General features: G+C 39.6%; 15 protein-coding genes and 2 riboswitches. Of the genes, 7 read left to right on the top strand and 8 right to left on the bottom strand.

What is annotated here, in order from left to right; genetic code table 11:
- Window positions 1-40 precede the first annotated feature (40 nt).
- From MKY45_RS03615 to iolG, 7 genes are all read left to right on the top strand, one after another.
- Window positions 41-1,498: a CoA-acylating methylmalonate-semialdehyde dehydrogenase gene (locus MKY45_RS03615; protein WP_042531759.1), complete on the top strand. Its 1,458-nt coding sequence runs from the start codon at window positions 41-43 to the stop codon at window positions 1,496-1,498.
- Between the two features lie 93 nt (window positions 1,499-1,591).
- Window positions 1,592-2,410, top strand: coding sequence for a 5-deoxy-glucuronate isomerase (gene iolB, locus MKY45_RS03610; RefSeq protein WP_256705663.1), 819 nt, complete (start codon window positions 1,592-1,594; stop codon window positions 2,408-2,410).
- A 97-nt stretch (window positions 2,411-2,507) separates the two neighbouring features.
- Window positions 2,508-3,488 carry a 5-dehydro-2-deoxygluconokinase gene (gene iolC, locus MKY45_RS03605; protein ID WP_289584973.1) on the top strand — a complete coding sequence of 327 codons (981 nt, stop codon included), beginning with the start codon at window positions 2,508-2,510 and terminating at the stop codon, window positions 3,486-3,488.
- 29 nt (window positions 3,489-3,517) lie between these two features.
- Window positions 3,518-5,434, top strand: a complete 1,917-nt coding sequence (gene iolD / locus MKY45_RS03600; protein ID WP_289584972.1) for a 3D-(3,5/4)-trihydroxycyclohexane-1,2-dione acylhydrolase (decyclizing) — start codon at window positions 3,518-3,520, stop codon at window positions 5,432-5,434.
- Window positions 5,435-5,456: 22 nt separating this feature from the next.
- Entirely contained in the window at window positions 5,457-6,359 is a 903-nt protein-coding gene (gene iolE, locus MKY45_RS03595; protein WP_289584981.1) for a myo-inosose-2 dehydratase, read from the top strand.
- Between the two features lie 93 nt (window positions 6,360-6,452).
- A complete protein-coding gene (gene fba, locus MKY45_RS03590; protein WP_193062864.1) occupies window positions 6,453-7,310 on the top strand; it encodes a class II fructose-1,6-bisphosphate aldolase in 858 nt (285 codons plus the stop codon).
- 61 nt (window positions 7,311-7,371) lie between these two features.
- Window positions 7,372-8,382 carry an inositol 2-dehydrogenase gene (gene iolG / locus MKY45_RS03585; protein WP_341172529.1) on the top strand — a complete coding sequence of 337 codons (1,011 nt, stop codon included), beginning with the start codon at window positions 7,372-7,374 and terminating at the stop codon, window positions 8,380-8,382.
- Window positions 8,383-8,541: 159 nt separating this feature from the next.
- On the opposite strand, the gene MKY45_RS23235 is transcribed toward iolG, so the two are convergent.
- The 8 genes from MKY45_RS23235 to MKY45_RS03555 all read right to left on the bottom strand — a co-directional run bounded on the left by MKY45_RS23235 (window position 8,542) and on the right by MKY45_RS03555 (window position 15,798).
- The gene (locus MKY45_RS23235) at window positions 8,542-8,724 is read right to left on the bottom strand and encodes a transposase (protein ID WP_368901554.1); all 183 of its coding nucleotides are present in this window, start codon (window positions 8,722-8,724) and stop codon (window positions 8,542-8,544) included.
- Window positions 8,642-8,947, bottom strand: coding sequence for a transposase (locus MKY45_RS23230; protein WP_445667633.1), 306 nt, complete (start codon window positions 8,945-8,947; stop codon window positions 8,642-8,644). Before MKY45_RS23230 ends, MKY45_RS23235 begins: the two co-directional genes overlap by 83 nt.
- Complete coding sequence (locus MKY45_RS03580; RefSeq protein WP_341172528.1) at window positions 8,899-9,345, bottom strand: transposase; 447 nt, start codon at window positions 9,343-9,345, stop codon at window positions 8,899-8,901. Before MKY45_RS03580 ends, MKY45_RS23230 begins: the two co-directional genes overlap by 49 nt.
- A gap of 285 nt (window positions 9,346-9,630) precedes the next feature.
- The gene (locus MKY45_RS03575; protein WP_341172527.1) at window positions 9,631-10,644 is read right to left on the bottom strand and encodes an ABC transporter substrate-binding protein; all 1,014 of its coding nucleotides are present in this window, start codon (window positions 10,642-10,644) and stop codon (window positions 9,631-9,633) included.
- 1 nt (window position 10,645) lies between these two features.
- Window positions 10,646-11,386 (bottom strand): ABC transporter permease, encoded by a 741-nt coding sequence (locus MKY45_RS03570; protein ID WP_193062825.1) that lies wholly within the window; start codon window positions 11,384-11,386, stop codon window positions 10,646-10,648.
- Window positions 11,387-11,389: 3 nt separating this feature from the next.
- Entirely contained in the window at window positions 11,390-12,163 is a 774-nt protein-coding gene (locus tag MKY45_RS03565) for an ABC transporter ATP-binding protein (RefSeq protein WP_256705655.1), read from the bottom strand.
- A gap of 142 nt (window positions 12,164-12,305) precedes the next feature.
- A riboswitch (TPP riboswitch) is annotated at window positions 12,306-12,415 on the bottom strand.
- Between the two features lie 104 nt (window positions 12,416-12,519).
- A riboswitch (TPP riboswitch) is annotated at window positions 12,520-12,620 on the bottom strand.
- Window positions 12,621-13,270: 650 nt separating this feature from the next.
- Window positions 13,271-14,638, bottom strand: coding sequence for an alanine/glycine:cation symporter family protein (locus MKY45_RS03560; RefSeq protein ID WP_212928718.1), 1,368 nt, complete (start codon window positions 14,636-14,638; stop codon window positions 13,271-13,273).
- Between the two features lie 227 nt (window positions 14,639-14,865).
- The gene (locus MKY45_RS03555) at window positions 14,866-15,798 is read right to left on the bottom strand and encodes a sugar phosphate isomerase/epimerase family protein (RefSeq protein ID WP_193062820.1); all 933 of its coding nucleotides are present in this window, start codon (window positions 15,796-15,798) and stop codon (window positions 14,866-14,868) included.
- Between the last annotated feature and the right edge of the window lie 29 nt (window positions 15,799-15,827).

Here is a 15,827-nt window from a genome sequence, read left to right as displayed (position 1 = left end):
TAAAATATAAATCTACTATATTAAAGGAGGACATATCCTAATGTCTAAAAAACTAAAGAACTTTATCAATGGTGAATGGGTCGAAAGTAAAACAGATAAGTATGAAGATGTTTATAATCCAGCAACAAAAGAAGTATTAGCACAAGTGCCAATCTCTACTCCAGAGGATTTTGAAGATGCTGTGCAGGCAGCTCAGGCTGCTCAAGAAAAATGGAAAAAAGTATCTGTAGCCAAACGTGCCCGCATTCTATTTAAATATCAAAATCTATTAGAAGAGCATAAAGAAGAATTAGCAAAATTAATTACCCAGGAAAACGGAAAAAGTGTTAGCGAAGCACTAGGTGAAGTTGGACGCGGTATTGAAAACGTAGAATTCGCTGCTGGTGCACCGACATTAATGATGGGAGATTCTCTTGCAACAATTGCAACCGATGTAGAAGCTACCAACTATCGTTACCCTGTAGGAGTTGTCGGCGGAATTGCGCCATTTAACTTCCCAATGATGGTCCCTTGCTGGATGTTCCCAATGGCAATTGCTTTAGGTAACTCCTTTATCTTAAAGCCATCAGAAAAAACACCTATTCTTGCAGCCAGACTTGCAGAATTACTGGATGAAGCCGGTCTTCCTAAGGGTGTATTCAGTATTGTAAATGGTGCACATGATGTGGTGAATGGCATTTTAGACCACCCTACTGTAAAAGCAGTATCCTTCGTAGGCTCTAAGCCAGTTGGAGAATATGTATACAAGCGCGGAAGTGAGAATTTAAAACGTGTTCAAGCATTAACTGGCGCGAAAAACCACTCTACGGTATTAGCAGATGCTGACTTAGACCTAGCTACAAAAGAAGTAATCAGCGCTGCATTCGGTTCTGCCGGAGAACGCTGTATGGCTTGTGCGGTGGTAACTGTAGAAGATTCCGTTGCAGATGAATTTATCGCAAAATTAAAAGAAGCATCTGACAACATCAAAATGGGTAATGGCCTGGATGAAGGTGTCTTCTTAGGACCGGTTATCCGCGACGAAGCAAAACAACGTACACTGGGTTATATCGAAAAAGGAATCGAAGAAGGCGCTACGTTAGTTCGCGACGGACGTAACGAACAAAATGAGGATGGCTACTTTGTCGGACCAACGATTTTTGATGGCGTATCTCAAGATATGACAATATGGAAGGATGAGATTTTTGCTCCAGTGTTATCTGTCGTACGTGTGAAAAACCTAAAAGAAGCAGTGGAATTCGCTAACCAATCTGAATTCGCTAACGGTGCTTGCCTATTCACTACAAGCGCATTATCTGTACGCTATTTCCGTGAAAACATCGATGCAGGTATGTTAGGAATCAACTTAGGTGTACCAGCACCGATGGCATTCTTCCCATTCTCCGGATGGAAGTCTTCTTTCTACGGTACATTGCATGCAAATGGAAAAGACAGTGTCGATTTCTATACACGTAAAAAAGTAGTAACCGCTCGTTACCCTGAACCAGATTTTTCATAATGCATTAAAGCAGATTACTAGATTTTAAATAAAAGATGAGGCTGGACTTGTTACTCCAGTCCCAGCCTCATTCCATATCGAAAGGAGTTCTTTATGAGTCATTTATTAAGAAAACCTGAAAATAACAAATTAGCAGACGGCGTAACACTTGTTCATGAAGTGACAGAAGAAAATTCCGACCTTCATTATGTCGGTTTTAAAGTAGTAGATTTAGAACCAAATACCAGCTATGACGAAAAGCTGACGAACTTAGAGCTTTGTGTTGTCGCATTAACAGGAAAAATCACCGTCACAGATGGCTATCGAAGCTTCTCTGATATTGGTACCCGCGAAAGCGTATTTGAACGTAAACCGACAGACAGTGTTTATGTTTCCCATAATAAAACAGTTACCATTACAGCTAACACGAAAGCTCGTGTAGCATTATGCTTTGCTCCATCTGATAAAGAGCTGCCGACCAAACTGATTAAAGCAGAGGATAACGGCGTAGAGCATCGCGGAAAATATAATAATAAACGGCAAGTACACAATATTTTACCGGACTCTGATCCTTCCGCAAACAGCTTGCTTGTTGTAGAAGTGTTTACAGAAACAGCTAACTGGTCCAGCTACCCTCCGCATAAGCATGACCAGGACAATCTTCCAAACGAGTCCTTCTTAGAAGAAAGCTATTATCACGAAATGGACCCGCCGCAAGGGTTTGTTTTCCAGCGTGTATATACAGAGGACCGTTCTTTAGATGAGACCATGGCTGTAGAAAATGCCAATGTTGTTCTTGTTCCTAAAGGCTACCATCCAGTAGGCGTGCCAGACGGCTATGCCTCTTACTATTTAAATGTCATGGCCGGGCCGGAACGCATCTGGAAATTCCATAACGAAAAAGATCATGAATGGATTATTGATCGAGACTAATCATTTTTGAATCGTCCCCCTCTCCTCTATTCTTATAGAAAGAGGCGAGGGCGATTCTCCTATGAAAATAAACCGTAATGAAAAAGGAGCGAAATGCATGGCACTTACATTTAATCAAGATAGAGAATACGATATTATTGCGATTGGCCGCGCTGCGATTGACTTGAATGCAAACGAATACAACCGTCCGATGGAAGAAACAATGACTTTCACAAAATACGTTGGCGGTTCTCCGGCAAATATTGCTATTGGCAGTTCAAAATTAGGGCTGAAAGCTGGATTTATCGGCAAAATCTCAGAAGACCAGCACGGAAACTTTATCAAACAATACATGGAGGAAAAAGGGATTGACACCTCTCATATCGTTTACGATACAGAAGGACATAAATCCGGACTTACTTTCACAGAAATTCTAAGCCCGGAAGAATGCAGCATTTTAATGTATCGTGATCAAGTAGCGGATCTTTATTTAGATTCCACCGAAGTAAGCGAAGATTATATAAAAAAAGCGAAAATCCTTCTTGTTTCCGGTACCGCACTGGCACAAAGCCCTTCTCGTGAAGCGGTATTGCAAGCAGTTCAATATGCAAAAAAGAATGATGTCAAAGTTATCTTTGAATTAGATCACCGTCCATATACATGGAAATCTGCTGAGGAAACAGCAGTATATTACTCTCTCGTTGCAGAGCTTTCCGATGTCGTTATCGGTACGCGTGACGAATACGATGTGATGGAAAACCTGGATTCAGAAGGCGACAATGAAAAAACAGTCCAGCACTTATTCCAGCATAATACCGAGCTTGTTGTCATCAAGCATGGTGTCGACGGTTCCTATGCCTATGAGCCAGATGGTACCGTTCACCGCGGACAGGCATACAAAACAAAAGTGTTAAAAACATTTGGCGCAGGCGATTCCTATGCATCTGCATTTCTTTACGCACTTGTTACAGGAAAAGACTATGAAACTGCATTGAAATTCGGCAGTGCATCTGCTTCCATCGTTGTCAGCAAGCACAGTTCTTCCGAAGCGATGCCGACTGTAGAAGAAATTGAACAGCTTATTCGCGAGCGTTCTTAAATTTAGATACGAAAGGTAGGTTGAATAAAATGGGTGAAAAAATCCGTTTAACTACTGCACAAGCATTGGTAAAGTTTTTGAATCAGCAATATATTTCTGTAGACGGCGTAGAAACGCCTTTTGTAGAAGGTGTTTTCCATATTTATGGCCATGGAAATGTTTTAGGCTTAGGAGAAGCACTTGAAAATAATCCTGGACGTCTAAAAAGCTATCAAGGAAAGAATGAACAAGGAATGGCACATGCAGCAACAGCTTTTGCCAGACAAAATCTCCGTCAAAAGATTTTTGCTGTGTCCGCATCTGCAGGACCAGGCTCAGCGAATATGGTAACAGCAGCTGGAACTGCTTTTGCAAATAATATCCCGGTGCTATTCTTACCGGCAGATACATTTGCCACCAGACAGCCCGACCCTGTACTGCAGCAATTAGAGCATGAACACAGTACAGATTTAACAACCAACGAAGCATTCAAAGCTGTTTCAAGATATTGGGACCGTATTGATCGTCCGGAACAGTTGATGAGTGCGTTAATCCGAGCATTTGAAGTATTAACGAATCCGGCAACAACTGGACCAGCAACGATTTGCTTACCTCAGGATGTAGAAGCGATGGCATATGATTATCCAGTCAACTTTTTCAATAAACGCGTTCACTATGTAGACCGTAAATTACCGACGCAGCGTGAATTAGACGGAGCAATTGCAGCCATTAAACAAAGCAAACGCCCGGTACTGTTAGTCGGCGGCGGTGCTAAATATTCAGAGGCAAGAGAGGAATTAGTAGCACTGTCTGAAAAAGCAAATATTCCCATCGTAGAAACACATGCCGGGAAATCAACCGTGGAGTTTACTCATCCGAATAATCTTGGCGGAAATGGTATTTTAGGTACCTCCGCTGCGAACAAAGCAGTGATGAACGCCGACTTGATTATCGGAATCGGTACAAGATATACAGATTTCACAACGTCATCCAGAACGTTGTTTGACTTTGACAAGACAACATTTTTAAATATCAATGTAAACCGCGGGCAGGCTTATAAATTTGACGGTTTCCAAGTGGTGGCTGACGCCAAAGCAGCATTGCAATCAATCAATAAAAATATTGGCGATTACCAATCAAGCTATGGAGAAGAAACAGCTTCCCTGAAACAAGAGTGGGAAAATGAGCGCAATCGCTTAGCTGCAACAGAATTCAATCGCAATGATTTTAAACCTGAAATCGCGGATCATTTCAATCAAGAGATTTTAAATGATTATGCAGATGCGCTAAAAACAGAATTAACACAAACGGAAGCATTAATTAGAGTCAATGATGTGGTTGACAGCGATGCTATTGTGATTTCTTCCGCAGGATCACTGCCAGGAGATATGCAGCGGATTTGGAATGCCAATGTGGCAAACACGTTCCATTTAGAATATGGCTACTCTTGTATGGGATACGAAATCGCAGGAGCACTGGGAGCTAAATTAGCGAAGCCTGAACAGGAATCGTATGCAGTTGTAGGAGACGGAAGCTTCTTAATGCTTCACTCTGAAATTGTAACAGCTCTTCAATATGATAAAAAAATCAACCTGCTGCTATTCGATAATTCCGGGTTTGGATGCATCAATAACTTACAAATGGATCACGGAAATGGAAGCACAGGAACAGAATTCCGTAATGCGAATAACGAAATCATGAACATTGATTACGCTAAAATCGGAGAAGGATATGGCTTAAAAACCTATTCTGTCAATAACCTAAAAGATTTAACAGCAGCTGTGGAAGATGCTAAAAAACAAACGGTATCCACGCTGATTGAAATAAAAGTGCTGCCAAAAACAATGACAGACGGCTACGATGGTAGCTGGTGGAATGTTGGAGTAGCAGAAGTTTCCGAAAAGGAAAGTGTACAAAAAGCTGCCGCAGAAAGACAACAAATTCTCGATAATGCAAGACAATATTAATGGAAGCTGGATGTGATGAATGATGGGAAAACAGGATATCCATTGGGGAATAGCACCAATCGGCTGGCGAAATGACGATATGCCGGAAATCGGAAAAGACAATACCCTATCGCATCTATTGAGCGATATCGTTGTTGCCGGATTTGAAGGCACAGAAGTCGGCGGTTTCTTCCCTGATGCGAAAACATTAAAAAAAGAAATAAAGCTCCGCAACTTAAAGATTGCCGGACAATGGTTCTCCAGTTTTATTATTCAAGATGGCGTGGAGAAAGCATCGGAAGCATTCCGTGAGCACTGCGCTTATTTAAAAGAAGTGGATGCTGCGGTTGCTGTTGTATCCGAACAAACCTACAGTATTCAAGGCTTACCTAAAAATGTTTTTGCTGATAAGCCCACTTTTTCAGATGAAGAATGGAATCAGCTTACAGAAGGCTTGAACGTACTCGGCGAAGTCGCTGACAGTTACGGCTTAAAGCTTGTATATCATCACCATCTCGGAACCGGCGTACAGACGTTGGCAGAAGTCGACCGCTTGATGAAAAATACCGACCCGGGACTGGTTCACTTGCTTTACGATACAGGTCACATTTACGCCTCTGATAAAGCATACATGCCGTTATTAGAGAAGCACATCGACCGGATTAAACATGTGCATTTTAAAGATATTCGGGACAATATCATGAAAACGAGCGAAAAGGACGGTCTATCCTTCCGCTCTGCCTTTCTTGCCGGAATGTTTACGGTACCTGGCGATGGCGGTATCGACTTTAAAAAAGTATATGACAAGCTGCTGGAAAATAACTACCAGGGCTGGATTGTGATTGAAGCAGAGCAGGATCCGGAAATTGCGCATCCGCTTGAATATGCTTTAAAGGCCCGCAAGTATATTAACGAAAACGTATTGAACGAAAAAGTCACAAACTAAATGAGGATGTTCACTTTAAAAGCAGTATGTTAGAGTGAACCTCTTCATGAAATGTACGGCATATTTAATTATAAAAAGAATGGAGGTGAAAGAATGACATTTGTATCATTAAAAGAGCTGATGCCTGAAGCAAAGAAAAACCAGTATGCTGTCGGCCAATTTAATATCAATACCTTTCAATGGGCAGAAGCCACATTACGCGCAGCAGAAAAAGAAAAATCTCCCGTTATTTTAGCTTCCACGGATCGTATCGTAGACTACCTTGGCGGATTTAAATTGATTGCTGCCACTACCAAAAAAATGGTAGAAGAAATGGGAATTACCGTACCTGTCGTTCTGCACCTCGACCATGGTTTATCGGTAGAACGCTGTAAAGAAGCTGTTGATGCAGGCTACAGCTCTGTTATGTATGATGGCTCGAAGCTGCCTTTGGAAGAAAATATCGCCAACACCAAAGAGGTTGTCGACTATGCAAATAAACAGCATGTCTCTGTGGAAGCAGAAATCGGTTCTGTTGGCGGTACAGAGGATGGCATCACTTCAGGCATCAAATACGCGGACCCAAACGAGTGTTATCGGCTTGTAGAAGAAACCGGAGTAGATCTGCTTGCAGCCGCGCTTGGATCGGTTCATGGCGTTTATCAGGGTGAACCAAAGCTGGCATTTGATTTAATGCAGGAAATCTCTGACAACCTGAATGAGGTTCCTCTGGCTCTGCATGGCGGTTCTGGTATTCCTGCCCACCAAATTGTAAAAGCCATTGAATACGGGCATGCCAAAATCAATGTAAATACCGAATGCAATCAAGCATGGACAAAAGCAGTACGTGACTACCTGGAGCAGCATCCAGATTCCCATAAGATCCCGGAAATTATGACAACAGGGATGAATGCAATTGAAAGAGTAGTAATAGAAAAAATGCGTTTATTTGGTTCTTCCAATAAAGCATAAGTCCATATTATCAGAACAACTGTCGCTTCACATAGACAGTTACAGACTTGGAGGAATGACAATGACAAAAGTAGTTGTAGGCATCATTGGCGCTGGACGTATCGGACAGCTGCATGCTAAAAATATTCTGCTATCCGATAAATACCAGTTAAAAGCAATTTCTGATGTATACACCGATCACTTGAAGGATATCGATTATTTAAAGGCTGTTCCTGTTATCACACAGAATGCAGATGATATTCTTAATGACCCAGAAATCGATGCTGTTTTTATCTGCTCAAGCACGGATACCCATATTGATTTTATTACAAAAGCAGCAAAGAATAACAAGCATATTTTCTGCGAAAAGCCAATCAGCTTTGATATTGAAAAAACAAAAGAAACCTTGGAAGTGATTAAAGAAACAGGCGTCAAATTCCAAGTAGGTTTTAACCGCCGTTTCGATACACATTTCAGAAAAGCACATGATGTTGTCCGCAATGGTGATATTGGTACACCGCATGTTATTAAAATCACTTCCCGTGATCCGGAAGCTCCGCCAGAAGAATATGTAAAACGCTCCGGCGGCCTATTTATCGATATGGCGATCCATGATTTCGATATGATTCGTTACTTATCCGGTCAAGATGTGAAAAACATTACCGTAAAAGCGTCTTCTCTGGTAGATGATCGTTTTTCACGCAATGATGATGTAGATACAGCCATTATCACCCTCACCTTTGCAGATGATTCTCTGGGAGTAATTGATAACAGCCGCCAAGCATTATACGGCTATGACCAGCGTATCGAAGTATTCGGCAATAACGGCATGGTCCAGGTAGAAAATCAGAAGCCGACCAATGTAAAAGTAAGCACAAATGCTGCGGTTACCGAGGACAAGCCAATGTATTTCTTCCTTGAGCGTTATAATGAAGGATACATCGCGGAAATCCATGATTTTGCCCAATCTATTTTAGAAGATAAACCCGTCGTGGCAAAATTCGAGGACGGGCTACAGGCTGAGCTGTTAGCAAAAGCTGCGAAACTTTCCTGGAAAGAGAATCGTACGGTTGAATTGAGTGAGCTTCGTTAATATGAGATGACTTTAACTTTTAAATTGGAGCTGTCGCAAAATGCATGATACGCATTTTGCGACAGCTCCTTTTGAGATTCGCTATCTTATTTTTGGCGGTAAAAAGAAAATTGTTCGTTTTTTTGACGTACTTAAATAAGCTTCGCCTTTTAATAATTTTTAAGCTGTCTTTAATGGGTGATAATAAAGATCCAGGCGATTAGCTTGGATTTTCTTATATATTTTATTGAAATTATAACCAAATGCTAGAATCAAAAGCTCATTTTGTACATTGCCTGTTCCTCTCGTACGAAACTTCTTCAGTTGATAATCTTCTTTCAGTATGCCGAATGTTCCTTCCACCTGAATGGGAACGATTCATACGGTACAGCTTGCCTGCTTCTGTTAGAATATTTTCTTGTGCTGTTTCTCGGTAAGCCAGAAATTCCTTAGCTACATGCAGTTGACAATTCCCTTTCGCTTTCGTACATTTTTCTTTAAGCGGACAATCGGAACAGTCTTCACATTCGTAGACCGTTACTTGAGATTCGTAGCCTGTCTGTGAAGTTCGTGTATAGTTTCTAATGACTTGTAACTTCCGATCATTGGCACAGGTGTAGGGTATCTGTATTTTTGTCGTAAGCCATGTTTTCCCGATGTTTGATATCCTTTTTTGAAAGAAGCTTTTTTCTTGCGTTCATGATTTTGCAGCTTGGTATAGCCCGTCTGCTTTTGCTTCTTTAAATAGACATAATTTTCTTCGCTTTCATATCCAGAATCCGCAACAATATGACGATACGTGAAAGGGAGGTTTTCCTTTAAATATTGAAGCATCGGAATCAACGTAGCTGTGTCGTTACGATCGGAAAAGACATCTATTCCCACGATAAATTCTGCGTCTACAGCGGCTTGGACATTGTAAGCTGGTCGAATGATCAGGAGCTGCATATCCTTGAAGAAGCCAGCGAAAATTGATATTTTCATCGTTCCAATAAAAAGAAAAACACCGAAACCATAAAAAACTGCACGGAAAAAGCGTTGATCATCGTCGGCATAATGGGCTAATTAGGAGATTCGTCAAAAAAAGGACACACAATGAACGTATATTCTAATACCGTACATTACGCAGTTCGAAAATTGACTGAAAATACCTTTTCGCAGAATTTTTTGATGAGGTAATCTAGGCAACCTTATCAAGAAATTCCATTCCAGCCCTATATAATGACTTCATATAAAGTATTACATTTCCTATTGCCATTTAGGATATTATTATTCAATATTGATAAATATATCATCGATGTTTGGAATTTCTTTAATTACTCCATATTCCTTTAACCATTTTGCTGTTTCTTCCCATGAAGCTTTTTCTTGTGATCCAAAACCTTGCTCTGATTCCATTTTTGGTAAGAGAATAGACAAGCTTTCTGTTTCTATTTCTTTTTCTAAGGGAAAGTTTCCTTCATCCTGGTGATCAAGCAGGATTTGCAGTGCCTCTTCTTCATTTTCAATCATGAAATCATATCCTTTTCGTGCAGCCCGCCAAAATGCTTCAATATTTTTCTGTTCCTCTTCCCATGTCTCGTCACTGGTAACAGCGACAATTTCATAAAAGTGAGGAACCCCGTAATCTACTGGATTAATAAAATCAATATCATAGCCTTCACTGCGCAGAACTGGCACTTCATGGTTTACATACATACCACTTACAGCATCAACCTGCTCAGAAATAAGAGAAGAACCCAATTCAAATTCCACATTCAGCATATCTACTTTTTCATAATTTCCACCGTCATGTTCAACAATTGTTTGAACAATTGCTTCATTAACAGGAATTCCAGGATACCCTACCTGCTTCCCTTCTAAATCTTTCGGAGAATTTACCGGATCATCGGAACGGTAAACAATGTGATTTAATGGCTCCCGAACAATAGCAGCCACGGATTTAACAGGGATATTTTCATTTGCTCTTGCTGCAATCACATCAGGCTGGTAATATAATCCCATCGTCACATTGCCTGAAGCTGCAAGTGACAGCGGATCTGTCGGATTTGCTGGAAATTGAATATCAACATCGATTCCCTCTTCTTCAAAATACCCTTTCTCTTCTGCTACGTATAGATAACTATGTACAGCATTCGGGTACCAATCAAGCATAATAGAAACGGTATTTGTTTCTTTTACGTTTTTATTATCCTCTGCTATAGATTCTTCCTTTTCATTTCCACAAGCACTTAAACTAATAAAGATTATTAGAATACCAACTATTATTGATAATTTTTTCATATTAAGATCTTCTCCATTTCAATATATATTTTTCTAATAAAACAACAGTAATAAACAATAAAATTCCAATCAAAGAAAGAAGGACAATCGGAGCAAATACACCCGCTCCATTAAACTGTGTCATCATCCGACGACTAAAATACCCTAAACCAGCTTGTGCACCCAGCCACTCTCCAATTGCCGCTCCAATCACGCTCATTGGCACCGCTACTTTTAGCCCTGAAAAAAAAGAAGGCAGTGCGGATGGGACTTCTAATTTGAAAAAAAGAGCTCTTTTAGATGCACCTAATGTTTGAAATAATTCTTTCAGCTCTTTACTTGTTGATCGAAAACCATCGAAAGTACTGACGGTAATTGGAAAAAAGGTAATGATAATTGTAACGATAACTTTACTCCAGATGGAATAACCGAACCAAAGTACAAAAATGGGCGCCAATGCAATAATAGGAATAGTTTGTGATGCAATTAAAATAGGATAAATCGCTTGTTGTAATGTTTTAGATAGATTCATGCTTATTGCTAAAGCAACTCCCAGTACCAATGAAATCCCAAGACCAATGATAATAACAGCAAGCGTCATAGGAAGATGATGCAACAAGAGCTCTGTTTTTAATTCCCATAGCTTCTTCACGATTTCGGTTGGCGCTGGCAAAATAAATGATGTAGCGACAAACCCCGCTCCCGCTTCCCATATAAGCAAAAAGATTGTGATTAAAATAATAGAATAAAGATAATTTTTCATGCATTACACCCTCATCCGAAACTGATCTAGTAAATCATTTTTTAGCTCCGTCACTTCCTCTTTATCTAAATCGTATTGTCGTCTTGGACGTTCTAAAGGTACTTTAATTTCTTTTAATGTTGTAAATGGGGTATCCGTAATGACGAAAATGCGGTCAGACAAAAATAATGCTTCTGAAATATCATGTGTTATAAACAAAATAGTAGATTGCTGTTGTTCCCACTGTTCTAATAACCATTCCTGCATATATAACCTGGTCATTGCATCTAAGGCTGAAAAAGGTTCGTCCAACAACAACACATTAGATCCGGATAACGTGGCTCTTAAAAAGGAAACCCGTTGCCGCATCCCCCCAGATAATTCATGAGGGTATTTATTCTCGTATCCTTTTAACCCAAAGGCCTCCAGCAAGTTTTGAACAGTTCTTCTATCGAGATGATTTTCCTTTTGCAGTTCCAATGGAAGAGCTGCATTTTGTTGAACAGTCCGCCATGGCATCAATAAATCCTGTTGAGGCATATAACCAACTTTTCCAGAACGATTGGTTACTGGATCCTCGTTTAAATAGATAGTTCCGCTTTTCAGTTCCTCCAATCCGACAATTAGACGGAAAATTGTCGACTTGCCGGACCCACTTGCACCGATAATGCTTACAAATTCACCATCCGCAATAGAAAGATTCATATTTTTTAATATAGGAATTTTCCCTGCATCATTTTTGTAATAGAAATTTACGTTTTGAAACTGAAGAGCTATTTTTTTATTTTGTTCTCTCATCCTTCGTTCTCTACCTTCTTTCTAACAAAAAGTGTATTATTATGTCTTAAAAGCAATCATCAACTAATTAAATATGCAAACCTCCTTCCAAATAAAAATACCCCAGACATGAAGCCCAGGGTACATACATTTCCTTATGATAGAAATTACTTTGCATGTTCCCTACGCTGGTCTCAACCAGATCAGGTTCTAAGGGTCTATATCTTACGGATAGTATCTCAACCAGCAACACTGGTCCCCCTACATTCTTATTAAATTGGTATCTCTTTTATTGAATTTATGACATAAGCATTAAAAAACCCATTCAACGAATACAGATGAATGGGAAATGAATACATAACTAGATTATTATCTACTTAAGTAAGTCATCACTTCCCTACGTTAGTCTTAACTAAATCAGGTTATAAGAGTCAAGTTTCCTTTCTCAGCGATAAAAATCGCTCCCCTAGTGATTATAGAAATATGAAATTTTTGATTCTATAAATGAACTTGTATGATTGAAAAATACGTTAAGATTCACAATGTTATTTTCATCAGCCACATCTATAGAGAACTGTAGGAAAAATAACTTAAAGTAGAATCTATTTAAACATATAAAATTATAATATGCAAATTATTCTAATTTATCTTTTAAAATCATGAGATTTGTTTGTATATAAAAAAAGATATATCCGCCTATTTTAATATGTTTTCAGGTGAAATTTGGTGAAATAATATAGGATATACAACGGTATAATAAAATAAAAAGAATAACTTTTACTGAGATACTCCTGTTATATGAGGATAGGAGCATCTATTATTTCTAAAGGTATTTTATAATAAATAAAACAGATTAAAAAGAACAGCTCAGCTTGGCTTACATAGCTGTCCTCTTGTAAACGGGACTCTTGTTACTGGAGAAGTGATATTATTTGGAAATCCTGAAGACAACCTTTTAGAACGAATAAATCCTATAGCTGCAATTAAATTCAATTATTGAGAAACCTAAAAAGTGACTTCCATGGATGCAAAGAAGTCACTTTTTATACGAATTGATTTCCCCTCAATTATTTCCTTTATATGTCCGATAGAAAATTACTGTAACTTTATCATTTATTACAGCAATCATTAACCAGCCAGCTTCTGCTTCCTCTCCTCCTCTTTTTCCTTTCTCCGTACTTCTCTAAATTTATTTGTTTCAGATACAATCACGCCGGATAATAAACAGAGCGCAATCAAGTTGGGCACTGCCATTAATCCATTGAATATATCCGCAAGATCCCATACTAACTGCACAGATTGAACCGCACCAAACAGGATAACCAGACAGAAAATGATTTTATAATAGATTGTATTTCGATCTCCAAAAATATAACCGAAGCATTTCTCCCCATAATAGGACCAGCCCAGAATAGTGGAATAAGCAAAGAAAATAAGGCCGAATACAACAATATAATTACCTAATCCAGGCAAGAAAAAGTCAAAAGCTTCTCCTGTAATGACAGGTGCTGCATCTGCTCCAAATTGCAAATGCAGCCCGCTCATCACCACAACAAGTCCGGTAATCGTACAAACCACGATCGTATCCAGAAATGTTCCTGTCATCGATACTAACGCCTGCCGCCCTGGATAATCCGTCTTCGCTGCCGCTGCCGCAATTGGCGCTGAACCAAGACCCGCTTCATTGGAGAACACCCCGCGGGCAATCCCGTATCGAATCGCTAAACCGATAGCTCCCCCGCCGACAGCTTCCGGATTAAATGCAGCCTCAAAAATAACTGCAAACGCCGCAGGAACTTCCGTAATATTTAAAATAACAATAATCAGTCCGCCAGCTATATAAAACAAAGCCAGAAATGGGACAAAGATAGCAGTTACTCTTCCAATGCCTCTCACTCCGCCAAGCAAAACTAATGCAGTGAGCGCCATCAAGATGATTCCCGTAACCCATGGGTTAATATTAAAAGTAGCTTGTAAGGAACCGGCAACAGTATTCGATTGCGTCATATTTCCAATTCCAAAGGATGCTAAAAAGCCAAACAGCGCAAACAAAACAGCTAACCATTTCCAGCCCAATCCCTTTTCAATATAATACATTGGACCGCCTGATATTTCCCCTTTATGATTGACGGTACGGTATTTAACAGCTAAGATAGCTTCACCATATTTTGTGGCCATCCCAAAAAATGCCGCCAGCCACATCCAAAATAGCGCACCAACACCGCCAAGGAGCACAGCTGAAGCAACTCCAGTCATATTACCAATTCCCAGTGTCGCCGCCATAGCAATCATCAATGATTGGAAATGAGAAATATCTCCTTTTTCGTTTTTGTCTTTATTTTTACTTTTAGAGAATGTTAATTTAAGCGCATAAGGTAAATCTCTTACTTGTAAAAATCCCAGACGCAATGTTAAAAATATTCCCGTTCCTACAATCAGTACGAGCGTAATCGGCCCCCAGACGATACCATTAACCGTATCCACTATTGCCTGTATGCTTTCCACTTCCACATCTCCCCCTTTTCAATTGTCTGTTTTTTCACAAAAATACAATTACAGTAATTGTATTTATTTTACATGAATATCATCTAAAAATCTATGAGAAAATGAAGAAGTGTAAAGTAATTTGACACGGTGTGATAAATTACTGTAAAAAGCGTATAAAGCTGGGCCGGGTGGCCTTATTCATACGCTTTATTACAATTACATTGGAAAGCTTGAACTTATTTATTAAACCCAAGCTCTTCTAAAAATGCGACACTTTTTTTCACATCGGCTAAACTGCTGCCTGCATTTCGAGGATCACGCTCCTGCTCGATCGTGATAAACCCTTCATATTTTAATTTTACAGCTAATAACTCATATATTTCTTTATAATCAATAACACCTTCACCTATAGGACACATTACATTTTCCGCACAGGCATCAAAAAAACGGATTTTTTTATTCATGACTTGTCGGTAGACATCTATATCAATGTCTTTAAAATGAATATAGTCTACACGATGATATAGCTTTTCCAGCCATTCTATCGGATCCATTTTTGAATAAAGTAAATGTCCTGTATCTAAACAAAGACCGGCTACTTCATACGGAATGTCCTCTGTCAGTTTCAATATTTCATCCGAAAATTCAATGTACCCACCGGCATGTGGATGCACCACTGCACGAACACCGTATTCTTGCGCAGCTTTCTTTGCAATTTGGGTAATATGAGAGATCATATTACCCCATGCCTTATTTGATAATCTCTGCGCCTGATCAGGGTGGCCTGCTGCATAATCTCTTTCATCATGGCCCCAATCAATCACAATCAGATAAGGTGTCTTAAACTTTTGATTGTCTCCCGCTTGTTCTTGCGGCATCTGCGTGATTAAAGAACAAATAGCCTCTACTTGTTGAAGCAGATTAGGCAGATTGGCCTCGGAGACAAGATCATCAAAGATAGTCCCTGCTACAATCGTAAGTTCATTTTTTTCCAGTTCTTCTTTTAAAACACTTGTATCAAGCGGAAGATATCCGTAAGGTCCTGTCTCAATCCCTGTAAATCCTGCCAGATGCGCTTCTTTTAAAACGTCTTTCCAATCTGGAAGATAAGGGTTCTTAGGATCATCAACTCCCCAGCAGCATGGCGCACCCGAAATGTTTATTGTCATGATTCCTTCTGCCTCCTATCATATAATGT

Origin of the sequence: Oceanobacillus sp. FSL K6-0251 (assembly GCF_038004725.1) — a bacterium.
GTDB lineage: Bacteria > Bacillota > Bacilli > Bacillales > Amphibacillaceae > Oceanobacillus > Oceanobacillus oncorhynchi.
This window is presented reverse-complemented; position numbering and strand designations above follow the sequence as displayed.